The sequence below is a fragment of the Rossellomorea aquimaris TF-12 genome (assembly GCF_001648555.1).
GTDB lineage: Bacteria > Bacillota > Bacilli > Bacillales > Bacillaceae_B > Rossellomorea > Rossellomorea aquimaris.
Genome location: NZ_LQXM01000026.1, coordinates 137,043 through 160,172, shown reverse-complemented (window position 1 = coordinate 160,172; position 23,130 = coordinate 137,043). Strand labels below are relative to the sequence as shown.

General features: G+C 35.7%; 21 protein-coding genes and 1 other annotated feature. Of the genes, 6 read left to right on the top strand and 15 right to left on the bottom strand.

Annotated features, from left to right (window positions below):
* Positions 1 to 18: 18 nt before the first annotated feature.
* Positions 19 to 681: a GTP pyrophosphokinase gene (locus tag IQI_RS08760; protein ID WP_064092272.1), complete on the bottom strand. Its 663-nt coding sequence runs from the start codon at positions 679 to 681 to the stop codon at positions 19 to 21.
* A 104-nt stretch (positions 682 to 785) separates the two neighbouring features.
* Positions 786 to 1,160 (bottom strand): UPF0738 family protein, encoded by a 375-nt coding sequence (locus tag IQI_RS08755; protein ID WP_064092271.1) that lies wholly within the window; start codon positions 1,158 to 1,160, stop codon positions 786 to 788.
* A 128-nt stretch (positions 1,161 to 1,288) separates the two neighbouring features.
* Here IQI_RS08755 and IQI_RS08750 point away from each other — a divergent pair, with 128 nt between their 5' ends.
* The 4 genes from IQI_RS08750 (at position 1,289) to IQI_RS08735 (ending at position 4,301) form a co-directional block, all read left to right on the top strand.
* Entirely contained in the window at positions 1,289 to 1,876 is a 588-nt protein-coding gene (locus tag IQI_RS08750; protein WP_197489725.1) for a CYTH domain-containing protein, read from the top strand.
* Positions 1,877 to 2,131: 255 nt separating this feature from the next.
* Positions 2,132 to 2,779 carry a lytic transglycosylase domain-containing protein gene (locus IQI_RS08745; protein ID WP_064092269.1) on the top strand — a complete coding sequence of 216 codons (648 nt, stop codon included), beginning with the start codon at positions 2,132 to 2,134 and terminating at the stop codon, positions 2,777 to 2,779.
* Positions 2,780 to 3,040: 261 nt separating this feature from the next.
* Positions 3,041 to 3,442: a globin domain-containing protein gene (locus IQI_RS08740; protein ID WP_064092268.1), complete on the top strand. Its 402-nt coding sequence runs from the start codon at positions 3,041 to 3,043 to the stop codon at positions 3,440 to 3,442.
* Complete coding sequence (locus IQI_RS08735) at positions 3,435 to 4,301, top strand: ClpXP adapter SpxH family protein (RefSeq protein WP_064092267.1); 867 nt, start codon at positions 3,435 to 3,437, stop codon at positions 4,299 to 4,301. Before IQI_RS08740 ends, IQI_RS08735 begins: the two co-directional genes overlap by 8 nt.
* 518 nt (positions 4,302 to 4,819) lie before the next feature.
* On the opposite strand, the gene pepF is transcribed toward IQI_RS08735, so the two are convergent.
* From pepF to IQI_RS08670, 12 genes are all read right to left on the bottom strand, one after another.
* Positions 4,820 to 6,643: an oligoendopeptidase F gene (gene pepF / locus IQI_RS08725; RefSeq protein WP_064092265.1), complete on the bottom strand. Its 1,824-nt coding sequence runs from the start codon at positions 6,641 to 6,643 to the stop codon at positions 4,820 to 4,822.
* 88 nt (positions 6,644 to 6,731) lie between these two features.
* A complete protein-coding gene (locus IQI_RS08720) occupies positions 6,732 to 7,925 on the bottom strand; it encodes a competence protein CoiA (protein ID WP_064092264.1) in 1,194 nt (397 codons plus the stop codon).
* A 171-nt stretch (positions 7,926 to 8,096) separates the two neighbouring features.
* A complete protein-coding gene (cls, locus tag IQI_RS08715) occupies positions 8,097 to 9,602 on the bottom strand; it encodes a cardiolipin synthase (protein ID WP_064092263.1) in 1,506 nt (501 codons plus the stop codon).
* A 129-nt stretch (positions 9,603 to 9,731) separates the two neighbouring features.
* The gene (mecA, locus tag IQI_RS08710) at positions 9,732 to 10,403 is read right to left on the bottom strand and encodes an adaptor protein MecA (protein ID WP_064092262.1); all 672 of its coding nucleotides are present in this window, start codon (positions 10,401 to 10,403) and stop codon (positions 9,732 to 9,734) included.
* A 362-nt stretch (positions 10,404 to 10,765) separates the two neighbouring features.
* Positions 10,766 to 11,161 (bottom strand): transcriptional regulator SpxA, encoded by a 396-nt coding sequence (gene spxA, locus IQI_RS08705; RefSeq protein ID WP_032089161.1) that lies wholly within the window; start codon positions 11,159 to 11,161, stop codon positions 10,766 to 10,768.
* Positions 11,162 to 11,466: 305 nt separating this feature from the next.
* Positions 11,467 to 12,039 carry a GNAT family N-acetyltransferase gene (locus IQI_RS08700; protein ID WP_064092261.1) on the bottom strand — a complete coding sequence of 191 codons (573 nt, stop codon included), beginning with the start codon at positions 12,037 to 12,039 and terminating at the stop codon, positions 11,467 to 11,469.
* Positions 12,040 to 12,400: 361 nt separating this feature from the next.
* Positions 12,401 to 13,606: a putative glycoside hydrolase gene (locus tag IQI_RS08695; protein ID WP_408007261.1), complete on the bottom strand. Its 1,206-nt coding sequence runs from the start codon at positions 13,604 to 13,606 to the stop codon at positions 12,401 to 12,403.
* Positions 13,607 to 13,967: 361 nt separating this feature from the next.
* Positions 13,968 to 14,903 carry an ABC transporter ATP-binding protein gene (locus tag IQI_RS08690; RefSeq protein ID WP_064092260.1) on the bottom strand — a complete coding sequence of 312 codons (936 nt, stop codon included), beginning with the start codon at positions 14,901 to 14,903 and terminating at the stop codon, positions 13,968 to 13,970.
* The gene (locus tag IQI_RS08685) at positions 14,903 to 15,973 is read right to left on the bottom strand and encodes an ABC transporter ATP-binding protein (protein WP_064092259.1); all 1,071 of its coding nucleotides are present in this window, start codon (positions 15,971 to 15,973) and stop codon (positions 14,903 to 14,905) included. The genes IQI_RS08690 and IQI_RS08685 overlap by 1 nt, the downstream gene beginning before the upstream one ends.
* A 20-nt stretch (positions 15,974 to 15,993) precedes the next feature.
* Positions 15,994 to 17,019, bottom strand: coding sequence for an oligopeptide ABC transporter permease (gene opp3C, locus IQI_RS08680; RefSeq protein WP_064092258.1), 1,026 nt, complete (start codon positions 17,017 to 17,019; stop codon positions 15,994 to 15,996).
* A complete protein-coding gene (gene opp3b, locus IQI_RS08675; RefSeq protein WP_064092257.1) occupies positions 17,019 to 17,948 on the bottom strand; it encodes an oligopeptide ABC transporter permease in 930 nt (309 codons plus the stop codon). The genes opp3C and opp3b overlap by 1 nt, the downstream gene beginning before the upstream one ends.
* Positions 17,949 to 18,118: 170 nt before the next feature.
* Positions 18,119 to 19,780 carry a peptide ABC transporter substrate-binding protein gene (locus IQI_RS08670; protein WP_064092256.1) on the bottom strand — a complete coding sequence of 554 codons (1,662 nt, stop codon included), beginning with the start codon at positions 19,778 to 19,780 and terminating at the stop codon, positions 18,119 to 18,121.
* A 507-nt stretch (positions 19,781 to 20,287) separates the two neighbouring features.
* Between IQI_RS08670 and IQI_RS21315 the strand changes: the two genes are divergently transcribed.
* The gene (locus IQI_RS21315; protein WP_064092255.1) at positions 20,288 to 20,671 is read left to right on the top strand and encodes a DUF3899 domain-containing protein; all 384 of its coding nucleotides are present in this window, start codon (positions 20,288 to 20,290) and stop codon (positions 20,669 to 20,671) included.
* 48 nt (positions 20,672 to 20,719) lie between these two features.
* Positions 20,720 to 20,957, top strand: a binding site (T-box leader).
* A 51-nt stretch (positions 20,958 to 21,008) separates the two neighbouring features.
* Complete coding sequence (trpS, locus tag IQI_RS08660; RefSeq protein ID WP_064092254.1) at positions 21,009 to 22,007, top strand: tryptophan--tRNA ligase; 999 nt, start codon at positions 21,009 to 21,011, stop codon at positions 22,005 to 22,007.
* Positions 22,008 to 22,312: 305 nt separating this feature from the next.
* Here the strand turns inward: trpS and IQI_RS08655 are convergent, their stop codons facing one another.
* Positions 22,313 to 23,062 (bottom strand): YjbA family protein, encoded by a 750-nt coding sequence (locus tag IQI_RS08655; protein ID WP_064092253.1) that lies wholly within the window; start codon positions 23,060 to 23,062, stop codon positions 22,313 to 22,315.
* Between the last annotated feature and the right edge of the window lie 68 nt (positions 23,063 to 23,130).

Here is a 23,130-nt window from a genome sequence, read left to right as displayed (position 1 = left end):
TCGTTTTACTCCCTTCATTCAGCTACTTTTATAGGGACCATTTGAACCGCTCCTGCGCTGATCTTTGTCTTTCTTGTTTGTGAATATCGCTTGTGCCTCTTGAATTTCTTCTCGAATCAAACTCATTTCTTCGTCTAAGCGAAAGGATGCTTCAGCAGCTCCCTGTAGACGAAGGCGGATCTCCTCAGGAAATTGACCACTATATTTATAATTCAAAGAATGTTCTATTGTTGCCCAAAAATTCATCGATAAAGTTCGAATTTGGACTTCAACAAGAATATTTTTTTCTCCATGAATCGTTTGGACTGGATAGTCAATCACAACATGATAGGATCGATATCCACTAGGTTTTTTATTAGTAACATAATCTCTCTCTTCAATAATGGTAAAGTCTTTTCGAGTTCGGAGTTGATTTACAACAACATGGATATCTTCCACGAATTGACACATCATCCTCAAACCTGCTATATCTTGCATTTCCGTTTCAATATTAGAAAGTTTAATGCCTTTCTGATTTGCTTTATCTAAGATGCTTGCTATTGGTTTTACTCTTCCTGTAACAAATTCGATGGGGGAGTGTATGTTGTGGAGCTCATACTCTCCCCTCATTCCTTTAAGCTTTATTTTCAATTCATCAACTGCTTGCTTATAAGGAGCTAAAAATTGTTCCCAATGATTCATTCCCCTCACCTCTTTCAGGGACACCCAACGTCTAAATTATCAAATCTATTGTTGCAATAGTGTCTATCTTTCTATTGTAAGCAATCGAAAATGGCTAGAAGAGCTTACTGATTTATAAATACGCTTTCAACCTTTTTAACCATTTCGTCACCATAGTTACCATTTCCTTCAATGTTACTAATCAAATAAGATAATTCTTCATGAAATTGATCTAGACTCAGTGAGTAATTATCACTTTTAGCGATAACAGGAGTATTATTTTCCAATGCTCTTTTAATTTCTTCCCACATCGGTTCTTCTAAATACAAATAGACATACTCTTCCTCGTTTTCTGCCAGATATACAAAAGAAAACTGTTCAGAGTCTGCAATTATTTGACAGGCAGCTGAAGTATCTTTTAAGAGATCTCCTTGATCTGTATGTAATAGTAATGCCTCATTGTCATAAGTCGTTTTGTGAAATTGAATTATTTTTCTCATGGCTTTATTCATCCTTCCTTCAAACAATCAGTACTATTTTAACATAAGATAAACGTTTCATCTAAACATTGAAGTTCCTTTCTACAAAAGAGATAATAGATATATTACGAAGTGAAAGGATGCTTCCTGTGGCACAAGAAATCGAAATAGAATTTAAAAATTTATTGACTGAAGATGAATTTGATGCTTTAACTTCACATTTTAAGATTCCACAATCAGAATTTAAATCCCAGGACAATCATTATTTGGACACGCCTTTATTTCTTTTAAAGGATCAAAGCTCTGCCTTAAGAATCAGGGAGAAAAATGATGAATTCACCTTAACGTTAAAAACCCCTTTGGAAGAGGGTTTGCTTGAAACCAATCAACCTCTTTCCCATAAGGAATCACTTTCTCTATTAAAAGAAGGAGAGTTTCCAGATGGTGAGGTAAAGGATGTATTAAATATGCTTTCTATTCCCATTAGCTCCCTGGAGCATTTTGGAACGCTAACGACTAATAGAGCTGAGATAGAATACAGGGGTGGTCTGCTTGTTTTTGACCAGAGTTCCTATTTAAATAAAGTAGACTTTGAGTTAGAATACGAGGTGACGAATAGAGAGTTTGGAGAAAAAATCTTCCTTGAACTATTACAGGAGCTATCCATTCCTGTTCGAAAGACAGAAAATAAAATCAAACGATTTTATCGCGAAAAGATAAAACAAACAAAAAAGTAACCGATACATGCATTAAGTACACGTCGCTTTTTCGATTAGATTGTTGTTTCACTATTAAACTCTTTTACGGATTTTCTTATAATTGGTGAGGGGAACATCGTAAAATTCCCGAGGAAGCGAAGCTGATGATGCTCGCCAGAAGGCGTGACCGTTCTCCTCACCATCTAGTAGATACTAGTTGACAGACCATGTTTAAAATCAACTATTTTTGCGAAAAAACCCCATAAATATCAATATCGGATTGGAGTCAGGTTAATGAATGTGCAACAGTTGAAAACAATAATGGAAATACAGGCCCTTGGAAGTTTAGGTTCCATATCATCGGCTCAAAATAGTAGCAATCAGTCTACGGATATGTTTCAACAGCTATTAAATCAAGCCCTTCTTTCTACAAATAAACCTTCATTCTCTGCAAATGCTCTAGGAGCAGTGAAAGAAATGATCGAAAGTCAACTACCTTTAACTGCTTCTGCTCAAAATAAAGTTCCGCCTCTACCAACTGTAAACAATAAAGAGTGGCATTCCCCACAAAGTATTGATTCTATTATTTCTCGAGCAGCAGATACATTCAAGCTTCCAAAGAAGCTAATCCAGTCCGTTATTAAACAAGAATCAAACTTTAATCCTAATGCCGTCAGTCATGCTGGTGCTTCAGGGTTGATGCAGTTAATGCCTAGTACAGCAAGAGGACTTGGTGTTACAAATATCTTTGACCCTGAAGAAAACGTATTTGCCGGGGCAAAATATTTAAAACAAATGTTGGATAAATATAATGGGGATATTCATTTGGCTCTAGCTGCTTATAATGCAGGTCCAGGAAATGTAGATAAATATAATGGAATCCCGCCTTTTAAAGAAACAACGAATTACGTAAAAAAGGTTACAACTTCATATTTTGCATAGACTTCTTTAAAACTAGAAAAAAAGCATTCATATAAGAAAAAGCTCATTTGTATTTTCATCATAAATGAGCTTTTTCTTATATAAGGAAACTACCTTTCATGTATATTAGCATTTGCAACTCTCTCTCTTTGCAAGGATAATCAGTAGGAAAAAAGCCACACTATTATAGTGATTATTAAATGATGTAAGGCGATTTGTTTGAGATATACAGGAAGGCTTGCTAGAATAAACATACAATCTAAGTAAAAAGGAGTCATTCTTATGGTCGAGAAACCACAAATGCCTTATAATCTGATCGGCGAAAAGAAACTCTCCATGCTCGTTGAGGTCTTTTATAAAAGAGTATCTGAACATCCAGAATTGGCATCGATCTTTCCGGATGATTTAACAGAAACGGCTCGTAAACAAAAGCAATTTTTAACTCAATATCTAGGTGGTCCAGCAATTTATACAGAAGAACATGGACATCCAATGCTACGTGCAAGACATTTACCTTTCCCCATAACAGAAGCAAGGGCAAAAGCGTGGTTAAATTGTATGTACGAAGCTATGGATGAGGTTGATCTAGAGGGTCCAATCAGAGAAGATTTTTATCACAGACTGGTCTTAACTGCTCATCATATGGTGAATACTGAAACACCAAAAGGAACAGACGTTGACTAGAAAGACAAGTTGGAATCACCTTAAAGGGTGTGGACCAGAAAAAAAACCTCTAGAAATATATATGTTCGTTGATCCGCTTTGCCCAGAATGTTGGGCTTTAGAACCAATCTTGAAAAAGTTGCATATTGAATACGGACAATATTTTCGTATTCGGTATATTCTTAGCGGACAGCTTTCATCCTTAAACTTAGCAACAAAACGTAAAAAAGAAGATTTAGCTCAGCAATGGGAGAAAACCGCCAGTCGGTCTGGAATGTCTTGTGACGGAAGTTTATGGATAGAGAATCCTATAGATTCTCCATACCTTGCTTCTTTTGCAATAAAGGCTGCAGAATTACAAGGAAAGCATTCAGGAATTCGCTTTTTAAGATTTTTGCAAGAAAGATTATTCTTAGAGAAGCAAGATATTTCAAGTATTGAAGTATTAAAGGAATGCGCTCAATCTGCAAAGCTGGATTTAAAAGAATTTATGAACGATATTAATTCTTCTTCCGCGTCCAAAGCGTTTCAATGTGATGTAAAAATCACATCTGAGATGGAAGTGGATGAAATCCCAACTCTCGTCTTTTTTAATGAGAATATCGAAGATGAGGGATTGAAAATCACTGGATTGTATTCGTATGAAGTATACGTACACATCATTGAAGAGATGCTTGCAGTTAAGCCTGAAAAGCAATCATTACCTCCACTTGAGGTGTTTATGGAGTATTATCGTGTTGTAGCATCTAAAGAAATAGCCGTTGTATATGATATGTCTATTGAAGAAGTAGAAATACAAATGAAAAAATGGACTTTACAACAAAAAGTAAAAAAGCTCCCTGCGAAGCACGGAACGTTCTGGAAATATATTAATAAATGATGACTATTTATTATATCAATATATAAATATGTTCATATAAACAAGAAAAGCCGATGTTGTTTCCAACATCGGTTTTTCAATACGAACAAAGGGGATGGGAGAAATTTTTCACGGTCAAACAAAGGGGTATATGTTTGCTTGTGATCAACTTCACAGTGCTATATTATCATGTATCCACTTGTATTGGCAAGTTGTTTGTAAGGTATTTCACAATATTGTCAAAATCCAAGAATGTTCTGTTTTTTCTCTTCATATACATATTATAAAGACTAGCTGAAATTGGAGGGAATCAAATGGGCATTTGGTTAAAATATGGAGTCCTCCTCTTCATGTTCATCATAAGCTTTTTTATAAATATTCTTGGACTAATGAGTCTCATCCCCATCTATTTAACATCCCCGATTCTCTTTCTTTCCCTCCTTCTATTTTTCTATTCCCTTGGGAATCGAAATCGATTTAGAGGATTTCATAAATTATAAAAAGGACGAACCCGTTGGATAAGGTCCGTCCCTCTTCTTCTATTGCAGCTTCTCTAGAAGCTCTTCCATTTCGTTAAGTTTTTCTTCGAACACTTTACAAGCATCTTCTACTGGCTTAGAGGTAGTCATATCCACTCCAGCCTTTTTTAATACTTCAATTGGATAGTCAGAGCTTCCCGCTTTTAGAAACTCAATATAACGTTCTACTGCTGGTTGACCCTCATCAAGAATTTGTTGACTTAATGCAGTCGCTGCTGAAAAACCAGTTGCATATTGATATACATAATAATTGTAGTAGAAATGAGGAATACGAGCCCATTCTAATCCTATTTCCTCATCAATAGTTATATCTTCTCCAAAATATTTTTTATTTAATGCATAGTACTCTTTTGTTAAGAAATCAGACGTTAACGCTTCACCCTCTTGGGCCTTTTTATGGATGAGATGCTCAAACTCAGCAAACATTGTTTGACGGAAGACCGTTCCTCTAAATCCTTCTAGATAATGATTTAAAAGGTATAATCTCTTCTTCTCATCATCAATCGTATTCAAAAGGTAATCATTTAACAGCGCTTCGTTACATGTAGATGCAACTTCCGCAACGAAAATGGAGTAGTGTCCATATGTGTATGGTTGAGCTGACCTAGTATAGTAACTATGAACACTATGACCAAACTCATGAGCCAACGTAAATAAATTATTTACATTATCCTGCCAGTTCATTAAAATATACGGATTGGTTCCATAGGCACCCGATGAGTATGCACCGCTTCTTTTTCCTTTGTTTTCTACGACATCTACCCAACGGCTTTCAAAGCCTTCCTTTAACACCTTTGCATACTCTTCTCCTAATGGCTCTAATCCACTTAAGATCATGTCTTTAGCTTCATCATAGCTGACGTCCATCTTTACCTCTTTCACAAGAGGAGTGTACAGGTCATACATGTGAACCTCATCTAAACCTAATACTTTTTTACGTAATTTCACATAACGCTGTAACAGATGTAGATTCTTATTAACTGTTTCCACTAAATTATCATAAACTTGTTCAGGGATATTATTGTTTGATAATGCTGCATGGCGTGCAGAATCGTAATGTCTTACATTTGCCACAAAATTATCTTTTTTAACCGTACCACTTAAAGTAGAAGCAAATGTATTTTCGAATTTACCGTAGGTCTCGTATACCTTCTTGAATGCTTCTTCTCTCACACGACGATCACTGCTTTCCAAGAAGCGGATAAGGCGACCATGGGTAATGTCGACTTCCTCTCCATTCTCGTCTTTAATGCTAGGAAATTCTAAGTCTGCATTATTTAACATTCCAAATGTATTACTGGCTGCACTGAAAACTTCAGATGCTTGGGCTAATAAGGCTTCCTCTTCGCCAGATAACACATGTGGGCGTTGCAGATTAATTTCTTCTAAAGCGTGTTTGTATTTCTGGAGTTCTTCCTTCTCATTTAAGTAGCTTTGAAGCTTAGTCTCGTCAATAGACAGAACTTCAGGTACTAAGTAAGCAAACTTACTTCCTAATTGTGTATATAGGCTTTTAGCACGATCATCTAATCCTTGATAATGAGAATTTGTCGTATCCTGATCATAACGCATATGAGAATATGTATATACTTTACCCATACGTTCCATGATTTCATCTTGAAAGGCAAGAGCTTTATATAACTGGTCTGCACTTTCACCCAATGTTCCTTTAAACTCTTCGGCCTTACCAGTTAATTCTTTAATTTCCTTATACTCATTTTCCCATGCTGCATCACTTTCAAATATATCTTCCAATCTCCAAGTTAACTTTTCCTCTACCTCTTTTCTTCCAGGCAGACTTTTCGTAGCTGTATCGTTTGACATAATCATCCTCCATTCTAAAAATCACAGAAAATTCCTTATAGTTACATTCTCTCTTATCTGGAATATTCCTGCAAGGAAACAAGCTTTCTTATTCCATTTTTAATATATGCTTCAATATAGGAAAAAACTCCTTCTCATGTTTTTCAAACTCATGAAAATTTTTGGGGAAATTCCAAGTGTGAGATAAACAATAGTTTCCATCTATTCTTTTTACAATAACCTGAGCCTCTTCCAAAATAGTAAGATAATCCATAATCAACTGATGATAGTCCGTTTCCATCTGTATAAGTGGAAAAGATCGTACCTTTATATCTCCTCTATCTATTCTTTTCCTTACTTGTCGAATAACTAGCTTGCTGGAAAAAATTCGATACTTCTTTAAAACATCCTTCCAAATATAGTATTGCCACTGAACTGGGGGGGTTAGAAATAAAATAGCGTGTGGAAACAATGGAATTCCAATATACAGAGGTAAATAAAGAAGAATGTCTCCTTCGAAGTAAACTTCCCTTAAAAATGGTTTGTCCCTATCATTATGATAGGTTAGCCTATTTCGAATCCATTTCTTTCGATTGGTCGTCCATACTCTGGGGATAAAAGCATCCTTCAATTGCGATGGATATAAGGAGATGGGAAGGGTGAATTCATCCAAAGGAATTTTAAGAGAATAAGCTGAAATAAAGGTTGAGGCTGTTACTGGAATCAGTCTTGTGTAGAGATGAAAAACTTTATTCTCAGGTTGAAATTGAAGGAGATAATAATGAAGGTGAGGCGAATAACTAACTAACGACTGTTGAAAAGAAGTTAAGTGAAGAAGTGAGCTTTTCTTAATAGGTTGAGTTAATACCCAAAAAGGTATAATCCCCATTTGTCTATATCCTATTGTACGGCTCTTCACATCAGAAATAGGAATAGAAGAGCATTGAATTTCAACAGCGATTGGCTTCTGAGTTGTTTTGATGAATAGATCAGGAGTTTGTCTTAGTTCTTTTAAAAAGTATTCTACATAAACTTCAGGAAATAGTTGGTTGAGGCGATCATACAATAGTTTTTTGCTTAGTAGATGATGAGCTGATTCGCTTATATGACGGTGATCACACGAGGATTTGGCTGGGTGGGCAAAATGAGGAACATTTTGATTGCCAATTCGAAGAATTAATGATGCAAAACATTGCGGACAATAAAATTGATCTTTTCCTTTTTTTCTAAACTCTTTTAATTCCTCCCTTGTATAATGAATGGTCGTAAATAATTTTTTATTCTTTAATGAAGCTGTTAACATGTTACACCTCCTACCTAAAGTATTCGAGATTCAAATTATTTTCCCTTTAAAAAACCTCATGATTTTTAAATCATGAGGTTTTTCTGGACTATTTTAGTTCAGATTTCTTAGATATTCTTGTAATCCTCCTGCTGGAGTCTTAAAAACTCGTATTTTTAGACTTATATAATATTATAGAAGTGGAGACATTAAACGTGAGGTTGATTCTAATATCCGATAGCCTATATGTCTCTTTTGAAATTCTTCATGCAGTAATTCCTCTGAATCCTCTAAATCGTGTAAATATTCTTCCACAAGGGATTGAGTACTCGTTGTTTTATATAAAAATGCATTTACCTCAAAGTTTAAATGAAAGCTTCTCATATCCATGTTCGATGTTCCAATTGAAGCTAATTCCTGATCTACAATAACAATTTTACTGTGCATAAATCCTTTTTGGTACTCGTATATACGTACACCTGCTTCCATTAACTCTGGAAAATAGGAACGGGATGCATGAAAAACGATTCTTTTATCAGGCTTATGAGGAACTAATAGTCTTACATCTATTCCACTTAGAGCCGCAATTTTAAGAGCTGAGAATATATCCTCGTCTGGAATAAAGTATGGAGAAGCAACCCAAACACTTTGCCTGGCAGATGTAATCATGGAGAAAAATAAATTCTTTAATACACTTAATTCATTATCGGGACCACCAGCAATCATCTGCACTCCCCCATCTTTAACATTTTCCAATGGGTCAGGGCTTAAATATCCAGGTGTTAAAAAGTCATCATTTGTCATGTAATACCAATCTTGTAAAAAAATAAGCTGTAAAGTTCGAACAGCTTCCCCTCTTACGAAAAGATGTGTGTCACGCCAAAAGCCAAATTGAGGATTTTTCCCTAAATACTCATCTCCAATATTAAGTCCACCTACAAAGCCTATACTTCCATCAATAACAATTATCTTTCGGTGATTACGGAAATTAAATTTATTATTCAGTACGGGAATTTTCACAGGACCAAAAGGAACAACCTCAATACCAGCATCTTTCAATTCCGAAATGTAATGATTTGATAATTGCCACGCACCAACAGCATCATATAGAAAACGAATTTTCACACCATTTTTTGCACGATCAATTAATATATCTTTTATTTGGTTTCCAACCTCATCATGGCGAACAATATAATATTCTAAGTGAATGTGGTGTTTAGCTGTTTGTAACCATTTTAAAATTTCTCCAAACGTTTCTGTTCCATTTGTAAGGACTTTTGTTTCACTTGAAAACGAAATGGCACTATTCCCAATACGTTGAGCAAGTTGAAAGTGCTTTTGTTGGTATAATCCGAACATCTCAGCATCCATTTCTTTTGGACCAGGCTCATATTTTGTATAGGTTTCCTTGTCGAGAATATATTTCTTTTTATACATCTTTTCTTTCCGATAGTTTCTTCCGAAAAGCAAATAAAACACGAAACCTAGAAATGGAAAAGCCCCCAAAACAACCAACCATGTTAAGGTCTGAGTTGGGTGTCGATTTTCAAAAAAAATCAGGAACCCAATAAGGATGACTGAAATTGTAAAGACAATGCTTATGTACTTTACCATCCCTGACAAGTATTGATCAAAATATAGAATATAGCTGGCTACAAGCACTGCAATAAAAAGGAGTACTCTAACAGTATTTTTCATTCTTTACACCTTCCATAGGCAAAATATAAATAGATAATCCATTTTTTTGCTTTCTAAATAAGAATAGTTATAGAAATATTAAAAAAGAATAAAAAAATACCGATTTCGAAATGAAACCGGTATTAGTTCTTACGAAAAGTGTGTACTTAATGTTTCAAATACATTTTCATTAACAACAACTTTTCCATACTCTTCTAGACGGTGAACGGTCATTCGAGACTCATCAGCATATTCAAGTAGGATACTCAACATGTTGTCAATTTCTTCCTCAGTGAAATGTTCTTCTGAAAAATTAATGTAAATAAAATATCTGTTCTCAAACGAAAGTAACTTTGTTGCTAGATGCTCAACAGGCATATCTTTCATTCGATGAGACAATGAAATAGCATCTTCGAAGTCGTTAAATTTTAAAGTGAAATCTAACGCAACCTCTGCATCTTCATCTTGATTTTGTTTAATTTGGAAATGTTGATCTAATAGATCTTCAATTCGCTCATCTACTGGCAGTTCCTTTAATTTATCTTCAGGTATAGGCAATTCGAAACGCTGCCCGTCTTTGGAAACTTGGGCTCTCGTTACCAAAACTTCTAGACCTTTATCTAATGCTTGAACTTGAATCCATAAGGGACCTTCAATACCGAAGTCTTCTTCTTGATGGACTTCATCCATCATTTCCCAAAAAAGTTCCTCGCTTCTTTCGCGATTATACCAGATTTCTTCCCGATCAAAACCACGATCTTCAATATCCCCATAAGATATATAAAATTTAACGGTATTTTCGTTAATGCGTTCTATTTCCATTTAACACCTCTCCCTTCTTGCTTGAAGTTAGTGAAGGGACTACACCCTCTGAGCATTCATGCTCTATTGCTGGTGAAGATAGAAGATACATTTAGGTTAGTTTGTACCTTGTACTTCTATTTTATGATATGCACACTCAAAATGGTATAAAAATAACACCCATTTTTCTTCACAAATCCCACTATTTAACGTGTGTTTTTGACATTTTAGCGAATATTTGCAGAAAATTCAAGTGTTAAAGCTTAGCCTAATATAAAAAGGGGTGACCCGAAAGGATACGCAACGCACCTTAAAGGGTCAGCCCCTTTTAATTGTTGTATATTCTCCATCCCTTCAATATATGCAGAGGATGAATAAATACTTTAGTTTACCATTCGTTGAGCTTCTAGAAGTTGGAATGTACGAACCTTTCTAGGAAGGAAACGTCTAATTTCATCTTCGTTATAACCAACTTGAAGACGCTTTTCATCTAAAATGATTGGTCGTCTTAACAAGCCAGGATTTTTTTGAATTAGCTCAAATAATTCTTGAAGTGGTAAAGTTTCTAAGTCTACATTAAGCTTCTGAAATGTTTTAGAACGAGTTGAAATAATTTCATCTGTTCCATCCTCAGTCATACGAAGGATTTCTTTAATTTCATCAATGCTTAACGGTTCAGAAAAAACGTTACGTTCTGTATATGGAATCTCATGCTCTTCTAACCAAGCTTTTGCCTTACGACAAGATGTACAACTAGGTGAAGTGAATAATGTAACCACGAATCATTCACACTCCCTTAAAATTTTTTTATAATATAGAGTATTTTATATTTAAACAATATGTGTTATTTAAAATTAGTTTAAATAAGAAATCTCTATTATGTATTATACATGAATTCATTACCCTTGAACATACTTTTAAACAATTTGTCAAATTTATTAAACATAACCTTAACATAAGGTATATTTACTGTTTCTATTATAGGTTTTACCCTGAACTATGTTTTCTTAAACATTTATTTATGAAAGGAATTTTTTCATTTAGAAAACCTTATTGCGAATAACAATAAGGTTTCCGTAGGTAGTTATATATTCTTTAGAACATCCTCTTCACGTTCTTCATCTATCTTTAAAACTTCGTCTACTGGTTGATAAGAAGCACCATAAAACTTTTTATCTTTGTACGTGTGAATTAATTCATATGTCTTTTTCATTGATTCAAATATTAAATCTTCCGTTTCATGGTTAGGAGCCCAATAAAGAATTTCCATTTCATTTACTTCATTAGTAGCTAGAGAACGACGCGCATAACCGATGCTGATCGCATGTTCAAATCCTTCTCTCTTGTAAAACTTCAAACGTTTTTCTGTATCAGTGTCATCATAATCAACTGGTTCAACCTCTAAGATAATGGCTTTGTTCTTTTTCTTCATTTTTTCAAGTAGTTTATGCCCTAAACCTTGACCTCGAGCATCTTTAGAAACAAACAAGTAATCGATAAAAATAAATTCATCTAATTCTGCATACATAAGAACATGATGTTCACCTTCATCTTTATGGTAAATGTCACTTCTCTCTTTAAGTAAAGATTCTAGATGTTCTTTTGATTTCATTTCCTCTACAGGGAAATATTGATTTAATTTTTCATACCAATGCATGGACCTACTCCTTCAAAATGAATTTTTATTGTTTGACTAACGAGATACAATTATTTTTCTCAGAAAAGAAATGTTTATGATTGATGTTAGTCTTATCCGTGGGATAAATTAAATACGGACTCACAGGCAAGTTTAACCTGAGATGGGGGGTATGTGGTTGAAAGCGGTTAATAATACCATTATAATCATAACAATTCTGACTATTTTTTTCAAATATAGTGATTATTAGCTGGATTTATTTATTATTTGATACCAATTAAGATAGCTAAATCTTGATTTCACTCTCCCTCTTTCAATTTATAAGCCGTCAATAAAAAAGAAACGAACCTTTTTTCAAGGTTCGTTTCTTTTATTTATTACATCATGGAGTATAGTCTACACCCTCAGTATAAGAGTTTCCTGCATCCCAAAGAAGAAATTCATTAATACCTTGATCATTTAAGGCTTTAATTTGAGCTTCCACCTCAGCTTTTCCATAAGCTTTATAATTTCCACTACCTAACCAAGAAGCTGTGAAATCTTGCAACCAGGGCCTTGAGATAGGTGGATTTTTTAATTCAGCCAACTTGTTTTTCTCTAATTTCGTATATTCTGTAACCAATTCATATGGTTGCAGGTCCGGTTTAGAAATGCCAAAGTATGGTGTCCAGTGGCTAGGATAAATCATTGAAGATATTACATCTACATTTTCAGATATTTTCGAGAAGTTCTGGCCAATACCAGGTGCTTCTGGCAGAGTTGCTGTATATCCAAAAATATCTACAGATACTTTTACACCATATGGTTCTAATTTTTCATGAGCATATTCTACAAAGTCTGTCACTGCTTGGACACGCTTTTGTACGTTATCAGTATCATTTTTAGCGTATTCTCCACCATCATAAATTAGTTCTTCATCACGTTTTTCAAAGCCTTCAGGGAAACGAACGTAATCAAATTGAATTTCCTGGAATCCCATTTTTGCAGCCTCGATGGCTATTCCTACATTATAATCCCATACTTCCTTTAAAAAAGGATTTACAAATGAATCGCCTCTACCGTTTTTCCAAACTTGGTTACCATCCTTGAAAGATAATTCAGGTTTGGCGTTCGCAAGAACAGTATCTTTAAAAACAACAACTCTTGCAATAGGATAGATTTGCTTATCTTCCATGGTTTTTAAAATTGCTTTAGGATCTTTAATATAAGGCTGCCCAACACTTGCATATGGAGAAGAATCTTCAGGAATATAAGTAACGTACCCATTGTCATCTTTAATATCAACAACCATGGCATTTAAATCCGTAGTGTCCATTAACTTTACTAATTTTTCAAACCTTGCTCCCCCTGCTGAATGCGCCGTAACATATACTCCTCTAACAGCATCAGGATATTCGAAAGTAAAACCCGAATCAAAAGCAAACCTCGGTAGTGGTTTTGCAAATTCTTTCTGATTCAAAGAAAAATTCCTTTTTTCATGTGTAGCCCAAATTTCCTTTTCACTACTTTCTGCACTTGCTGTTTGGAATGGCACAAAACACATTGTGACTAGACATAAAGATGTCGCTACTTTACTCCACTTCAAAATTAACCTCTCCTCTATTTAGTAAGCTATCTAGTAAAATATGTAACATATATACTATTTTAACAAGGAAGTAACTTGAAAGAAAAGGGATTATTCACCTATTCTGTCGAAATTTCCTCGGAAATTTCTTCTTATTTAAATAATATGATGAGTATTAAAAAATAGAAGAATAAGCCTCGTCCATTTTCATTCATTGTTTTGCTATTATAATGCTATTTTAGTTAACAGTGATGGTAGTTTCTGAATATAATTTTAGCCTTAATGTGGAGTGTACATATACAGCCGCTTTTTAAGGATACCCTCAAAAAGACTACAGATAAATATAAAAATCCCCCTTATGCATAAGGGGGATTTTTATAAAGTATTAATGAGTGTACTGAGCTTTGTATTGTGCAAACTCTTTCTCAGAACAATATACAAAGTGACCAGGAGCTACTTCACGCATTTCAAGATTGTCATCCTCTGTATAATTATGAACAGAAGGATTGTATTCTTTTCTTCTACGAGAGCGCTCATACTCAGGATCCGGTAACGGAATAGCAGAAAGTAAAGATTGTGTATAAGGGTGCAGCGGGTTCTTATACAAGGCATCACTAGGTGCTAGTTCGACTAACTTACCGTAGTACATTACACCAATTCGGTCACTAATGTATTTAACCATGGATAGATCATGGGCAATAAATAAATACGTTAAGCCTTTTTCCTTTTGAAGCTGTTGCATTAAGTTAACAACCTGAGCTTGGATGGAGACATCCAAAGCTGAAATTGGCTCATCGGCAATGATAAAGTCTGGGTCAACGGCAAGAGCACGGGCAATTCCAATACGCTGTCTTTGACCACCAGAGAATTCATGTGGATAACGGCCGGCGTGTTCTTTGTTTAATCCTACTGTTTCAAGAAGATCATGTACTTTTTTCAAACGTTCTTCTTTAGAAGAAGCCAAACCGTGAATATCAATACCTTCTGCAATGATGTCAGCAACCTTCATACGCGGGTTCAACGATGCGTATGGATCTTGGAAAATCATTTGCATTTTACGGTTGAATTTTTTTAACTGGGAACGTGATTTCTTTCCATGAACATCATCGCCGTTAAATAAAACTTGACCGTCAGTTGCGTCATATAAACGAATGATTGTACGACCAGTTGTAGACTTACCACAACCAGACTCACCTACAAGACCAAGGGTTTCCCCTTTGTAGATATCGAAGGAAATATCATCAACAGCTTTTACCATATTTGGTTTACCTGGGTTAAAATACTGTTTTAAATTCTTTATTTCTAGTAATTTCTCTGCCATTATGAACGAACCTCCTCAACAAGTACAGGCTCCATATAATTAGCCGGCATTTGTCTTTGTCTTACTTTTACCGCCTCAGGAGGCTCAACCTTTGGAGCATCTGGATGCATTAACCAAGACTTAACATAATGTGTGTCTGAAACCTTGTAATAAGGAGGTTCCTGTTCAAAGTCAATCTTCATTGCATATTCACTTCGAAGGGCAAAAGCATCTCCCTTTGGAGGGTTTAATAGGTCAGGTGGTGTACCTGGTATAGCAACAAGCTCTTGTTCACCTTCAGTATCAGTTGTAGGCATTGAACCAATTAATCCCCAAGTATATGGATGACGGGAATCATAGAAGATTTCGTCTACAGTACCAGTTTCGACAATTTGTCCACCATACATAACCGCTACACGATCCGCTACATTTGCTACTACACCAAGGTCATGGGTAATAAAAATGATGGATGTATCGATTTTTGTTTGCAGGTCTTTCATTAGCTCTAAGATTTGAGCTTGAATTGTCACGTCAAGTGCGGTTGTTGGTTCATCTGCAATAAGTATTTTAGGATTACATGCTAATGCGATGGCAATAACAACACGCTGGCGCTGACCACCTGAGAATTGGTGAGGGTATTGCTTGAAACGTGTATCAGGACTTGGAAGCCCTACTAACTTAAGTAACTCAATAGCGCGTTTTTTAGCGTCACTCTTACTCATATTTTGATGTTTTACAAGTGGTTCCATGATTTGTTTACCAATCGTCATTGTTGGATTTAATGATGTCATTGGATCTTGGAAAATCATAGAGATATCTTTACCACGAATTTTTTGCATTTCTTTTTCAGGTAACTTTGCTAAGTCTTTATTTTCAAAATGGATTTCTCCACCCTTTATAAAGCCAGGAGGGTTGGGAATCAATCTCATTAAAGCTTTCGTCGTAACAGATTTACCTGAACCTGATTCACCTACGATAGCTAATGTTTCACCTTTATCTAAATGAAAATCTACACCGCGAACCGCTTTTACTTCTCCTCCATGCGTATTGAAGGAGACATGCAGATCTTTAACTTCAAGAATTTTTGACATAATAACTTATCTCCCTTCCATTACTTACGCATTTTCGGATCTAGTGCATCACGCAGTCCATCCGCCATTAAGTTAAAGCTTAAGATGACTAATGATATGACAGCTGATGGTATAAGCATCATATGAGGGTATGATTGGATTGATCTGTATCCATCATTAACCAATGACCCCAGAGATGCTCTTGGAGGAGCAATCCCTAATCCGATAAAGCTTAAGAATGCTTCAACATAAATCGCAGTAGGTACTGTAAACATAGTTGTAATAATAACAGGTCCCATTACGTTTGGAAGCAAGTGTTTAAAAATTAAACGGTTGCTGCTTGCACCTAATGTACGGGATGCAAGGACAAACTCTTGATTTTTTAGCTGTAATACTTGACCACGGACGATACGGGCCATACCGGTCCATCCCGTTATAACCATGGCCATGGTTATGGAGAATATACCCGGCTCAAAAATCAGGATAAAGAGAATGACGACAATCAAGTTAGGAATTCCGACAAGGATTTCAATAATTCGTTGCATTACATCATCGACCTTACCGCCGTAGTAAGCAGAAACCCCTCCATAAGAAATACCGATTAGAAAATCGATAATTGCTGCAAGGATACCGATGTATAATGAAACTCGAGTACCATTCCAAGTACGAGTCCAAAGGTCACGACCCAAGTCATCTGTACCGAACCAATAGCTCTCTTTAATTTCCCTTGCTTCATACATATCAAAACCATCAGCATCTTTTCCATCAAAAGGAAGCCACTCAATACCTGAAAGCGCTTCAATTTTAGGAGGTAGCTTTGCATGGCGTATTTCTTGATCACTAAAACTATATTTATTCATCGAAGGGCCGACGATTGACAGAATAACGATGATAAGAGTAATGACCATCCCAATAAGAGCACCCTTATTCTTGCGTAGGCGAACCCATGCGTCCTGCCAGAAATTTAGACTTGGACGGGATATTTTTTCCGCTTCATCTCCGCCAGCTGTTTGAGGTTGGAATAGCTCTGGACTTAGTTGATCTAATTTCTTTTTGTTTGATTCCATTATTTCTTCCCTCCAGCCAAACGAATGCGTGGATCAATGATTCCGTATAGAATATCCACTAAGAAAATGACAGCAATAAATAAAGCACTAAAGAATAATGTAATCCCCATTATTACTGTGTAATCATTCGTATTAATTGATAGAACAAATTGTTCACCTAGACCAGGAACAGCGAAAATACGCTCTACCACTAGGGAACCAGTCATAACAGCAACCGTCATAGGTCCAACAATCGTTACAATTGGAATCAGTGCATTTCGAACAGCATGCTTAACAATTGTACCGGTTTTAGAAATCCCTTTGGCAGTTGCAAGTAAAATATAATCAGAGTTTAAAATTTCAAGCATTTCAGTACGCATAAAACGAGCAATGGTCGCAACTACTCCTACTGTTAATGCCAATGTTGGTAGAATAGTATGTTTGTACTCTCCCCAAAGTGCTACTGGCAGCCATTCAAGTTTGACCCCTACGTAGTATTGCAGTAACCCGGCAAATACAAAGGATGGAATGGAAATACCAAGTACAGCAAGTGTGGTTGATCCATAATCTAACCAAGTGTTATGCCTTATTGCCGCAATAATTCCGACAAGTAGTCCTAAGAAAGTACCTAAAACCATAGCTTGGAATCCAAGAAGTGCGGAAGGACCGATACGACCTCCAATAATTTGTGTTACTGGGCGATTGTCGTATTGGAAGGACAACCCTAAATCACCTTTAGCTAACCCTACCATGTAATTAATATACTGTTCAGGCAGCGGGTCATTAAGACCATATTTGTTTAAGATGATTTCTTGTTGTTCCGGAGTTAACCTTTCTGTGTTTTGTAGTGGAGATCCAGGTAGGAGCTTCATCAGAAAGAAAGTGGCGGTTGCAATGATAAGCAAAGTGATGATCATATAAACGAGACGTTGAATTGTATATCTGACCATTCTTTAGCCCCCCTTTTTGTCTAGTATAGTCTACTTAATAATTATATCTAATTTCGACATAATTTCAATATTTTTTTACAATTGTGATAATTATCGACATTCACTGGAAAAGGAGAGTATATGCTCCATGCATACACTCTCCTTTGAAGGTTTGTTCATTGAGTTACATACTACTCAATGTAAGCCCATTTGTAAGATGCATCTGCACCAAATGAGTGACGTAACAGACCTTTAACATATGGACGCTCTAAGAAAGCAGATCCACGTTGGTACATTGGGCTGATCGCTTGATCTTCGAAAAGAATCTTTTCAGCGTCAACCATTGCTTGCCAGCGAGCTTCAGGATCGCCTAGAAGTTCACCTTTAGCTTTTTCAATTAACTTGTCATACTCTTCATTAGAGTAAGCCATTTGGTTATGAGCACCATCAGTAACAAACATATCAACGAATGTCATTGGATCTGGATAGTCAGGACCCCATCCAGCAAATGATAGGTCATAATCACCTTTAGATTCTAACTCAAGTTTTTGTTTGAAAGGTTGAGCTTTAATGTTAACAGTTAAACCTTCTAAGTTTTGCTCAAGTTGTTCTTTAAGGAATTCACCGATCTTTTTAGAGTTATCAGAATCATAGTTTAGTAGAGTAAGCTCTAAAGAATCTTTTCCAAGCTCTTCTTTCGCTTTAGCCCAATGCTCAGCAGCTTTATCAGCATCAAATGCACCGAAATCACCTACAGCTTCACGGTAATCAGAACCGTCTGGACCAGTTACGAAATCTTCTGGTACTAGGAAGTACGCAGGGATAGATCCGTTGTTAAGAAGTACATCTACCATACCTTGTTTGTCATATGCAGCGTCAATTGCTTTACGTGCATTTACATTAGCCATGATTTCATTCTTTTGGTTTAAACGTAAGAAGAATACAGCAGTGTCAGCTTTTGTTTTGAAGTTATCGTCTGATTTGTATTTGTCAACAAATTCAGCAGATAGACCAGCAACATCAGCTTTTTCTGTTTCGTAAAGATTTACTCCAGTAGCAGTATCTTTAACGATGTTGAAGTTAACTTCTTTTAACTTAACAGCGTCTGCTTCCCAATAGCTGTCGTTCTTTGTTAATTTGTAGCTTTGCTCATGCTTCCACTCAGAAAGTGTGAAAGGACCATTATAGATTGATGTATCTGCTTCAAGACCATATTTATCGCCTTGAGACTCAACATATGCTTGATTTTGAGGATAGAATGTTGCGAAAGAAAGTAAAGCTTTGAAGTATGGTACAGCTGTTTCAAGCTGAACTTCTAAAGTTTTTTCATCAACTGCTTTAACACCTAGTTCTTCAACTGGAACACTACCATCATTAACTTTTGCAGCGTTTTTAAGATCGTACATGATGTACGCATACTCTGCACCAGTGTCAGGGTTTAAAGCTTTTTGCCAAGCGTAAACGAAGTCATTAGCAGTAACTGCTTCTCCGTTTGACCATTTAGCATCACGGATTTTGAAAGTGTATGTCTTACCATCTTCACTGATTTGTGGCTCATCAGCCGCCATACCAAGAACAGGCTCGTCATTTTCACCTAAACGGTAAAGACCTTCAAATACGTTGTTCATTACTTTGAATGAAACTGAGTCAGTTGCAAGTGTAGAGTCCATTGATGGGATCTCAGAACCCTCTAGTAAGTTAAGTACTTGTTCTCTCTCTTCTTGTTTTGGCTCATCGCCTTCACCATTTGCTCCTTCATTGTTGCCCTCAGTTTTCTTGTCGCCGCCACATGCAGCTAAGAAAGTACTTAGAGCTAGAAGAAGAACTAGTAAGAATGAAAACTTTTTCTTCATCTTGAATTGACCTCCTCGTAAACCTCATATTTATTTATCTTCTAATTTTCAGAAGATTTGTTACTTATTATACATGATAGAGAAATTATTGCAATATGAATTTAACAGTTTTTTTGCAAAATTATATGTTTAATAGTTTTTATGTCCTATAAACGTTGTTAAATAAGGATTCTACTTAATCATTTTAGAGAGTTGTTCCTATTACAAATGTTACAAGTGTAAATTTTAGTTCTAATTTCAAATATTGGAAAACGCTTACTAAAAACCAAGTAATTTAACATTTCTATTATAATTATAAAATATTTTGGCTAAATATTAATTTGGAAGTGTCAGTCTCTTCTTATTACAATGATTCAGTAAATCTAATAATTTTCACGTGTACGCTGACTATGGATGAATGTTCATTTTTGAAGTACAGAGCATTAATCCTTGTATATATATAAATGGGTTCTTGAAAACCTTAATTCTGTTCATGTATACTTTGGATAAAACTATTTAAGGAGACTTATGAAACGAATAAACATGTTTTATCTCATATCTTTTTTATTTTTTATTATTTCAACCTGTTATTCCCTTACTCAGAGAAAAACAATACTTCTCTCTATTATTGATAGCTTGTTTATCGTCGGTATTTCTTACGTTATAATAGGAGCACTTCTTTATATATTTGAAAGAGGTTTTTTTAATGGTATTGTATATGCTCTTAAGCGATTTCGCAGTAGCACTAAGCAAGGGAAGTTTCTATCCCAGTTTGACGATCTGGATAAGACAAATGATCCTCATGAAGAATATGGAGCTGAACGAAGATTTACGATCACTAAACCATTCCTCCTTTTAGGGAGTATGGCTTTTGTTCTTTCAATCGCGCTATCCTACCTTCTGTACACTTGAATTACCCTTTATTATTTCATATAATAAAGCTATAAATAAATGAATGATTGATAAGCATTGAAGAAGAGTAGTACCTATTGCTTTGATTTATAGAGAGCTTGTGTTTGGTGAAAACAAGTAATCAATCTGTAGGGAATGGACTTCTGAGCTTTATTTGTGAAGCCTTTAGTAGCTAATAACGTATTTACCTCACGTTACAGAGGTCCCATGATTTCATGGACTAAGCTGACTCAACTTGTTGAGTACTTAGGGTGGCACCGCGGAAATGATCCCATTCGTCCCTATTTTTATTAGGATGAGTGGGTTTTTATTTTGTCTATATATAGGAGGAAGTTATATGAAAACAATCTTTAGTGGAATTCAACCAAGTGGAACGATTACCCTTGGTAACTACATTGGTGCAATGAAGCAATTCGTCGAACTGCAAGAAGAGTACAACTGTTACTTCTGTGTCGTCGATCAGCATGCCATTACTGTGCAGCAGGATAAAATGGAGCTTCGTAAAAACATTCGCAGTCTTGCAGCTCTTTATATTGCATGTGGTATCGATCCTGAAAAATCTACATTATTCATTCAATCTGAGGTTCCTGCCCACGCTCAGGCAGGATGGATATTGCAATGCGTTACTTATATTGGTGAGCTTGAAAGAATGACTCAATTCAAGGACAAATCACATGGAAAAGATGCTGTATCAGCTGGATTACTGACATATCCTCCTTTGATGGCCGCGGATATTCTTCTATACGGAACAGATTTAGTACCTGTAGGAGAAGATCAAAAACAGCATTTAGAGTTATCAAGAAATTTAGCTGAGCGTTTTAATAATAAGTACAACAACATATTTACTGTACCTGAAGTTCGCATTCCAAAAGTAGGGGCACGAGTCATGTCTCTTCAAGACCCTTTAAAGAAAATGAGTAAATCAGATGAAAATCAGAAGTCCTTTATAACTTTATTAGATGATCCTAAGCAAATCGAAAAGAAAATCAAGAGTGCGGTTACAGATTCAGATGGAATTGTAAAATATGATAAGGAAAACAAACCTGGTGTTTCAAACCTCCTTTCCATATACTCCATTCTAGAAGGAAGTTCTATTGAAGAACTTGAACAGAAGTATGATGGAAAAGGCTATGGAGAGTTTAAAGGGGACTTGGCTCAGGTCGTAGTAAATGCTATTAAGCCTATTCAGGAGCGATATTATGAACTAATTGACTCTGAGGAGCTAGATGACATTTTAGATCGGGGTGCTGAAAAAGCAAACTTTTCTGCCAATAAAATGTTAAAAAAGATGGAAAAAGCAATGGGATTAGGCAGAAAAGAACGTAGAAAAAAATAGAGCAAATGCCTAGAGCCTTTTATATAAGGTTTTAGGCTTTTTTGTTTGTCTCTTTTCTAAATGTCTGAAAGCATCTTCCACTCCAATCAACTTTCAAAGCAAACGTTTCCTAGCTTTAAAATGAAGCCTGATCAAGTGCTATAAAACTACAATCTTTGCGAGAATAGCCTTTCATAAAGATTGTTACTATTTCAGTTATAAAGATTGCAGTTAGACATATTTTTGCAGAACCTTAAAAATAAAAAAATTCACTTAAACATGAATAAAGCCCTGTGTCAATAATAGACACAAGGCTTTATTCATGTTTAATTTACCTTTGGACGATTTTCAACTTCCCATAACTTTTCAAAGAAAGGTTGTCCTTTTATTAGATTTTCACAAAGGATTAAATGTTTTTCCGACCAACCACATTGAATTTCCTCAAACAGCATTTGCCAAATCTCTTCGAATTCTTTTTCTTGAATTGTTCTATAACGCTGCGGTGCCCATTCGGTATACCAATAGCGGATTTCAGAGGTATTCTTTGAGCTGTGTAGTTGATCTAATGCCATAAATAATAGCTGTTTAAGCTGTCTTTCTTTCCTTGTCAATCCACTCATCATATAAGGACTTGGAGAAAGTATATGATAGGCCTCTTCCCTTTTCGGCTCTGATTGAATGATATAATGTTTGCCTTCATGCCCCTCGACCATCTCATATACTAGCTGTTCCTGCCTTGGGATAAGTCTACTTTTTCTAATAGGAACCGTATACCCAATTGTATCAACTGCCAAAATGCCTGTCCCATCTGTGACAATAAAGCAGTAATCCAATTGAATTCGTTCATGGTTTTTCCGCAGGTATGCTTTTTGATAAATATCATGGAGCAGTTGTTGAGGTAACTCAGATAAATCGTTCTCGATGTAATGAAAAAGGATAGAATCTACTTTTATTAATGGAACTTGATCTAAAAGTTCAATAACATCCTCTTTTCTCCACTCATGAAAATGGCAGATATTGTAACCGTTTTCTTCACCTTCGAACCAGTTCACCCATACATCATGAAGATATAACATGATTGACCCCTCGCTTTGCTACAATGTTATTTGTCAATCAGTATAGGCAGATAAGAGTAAATTTATTC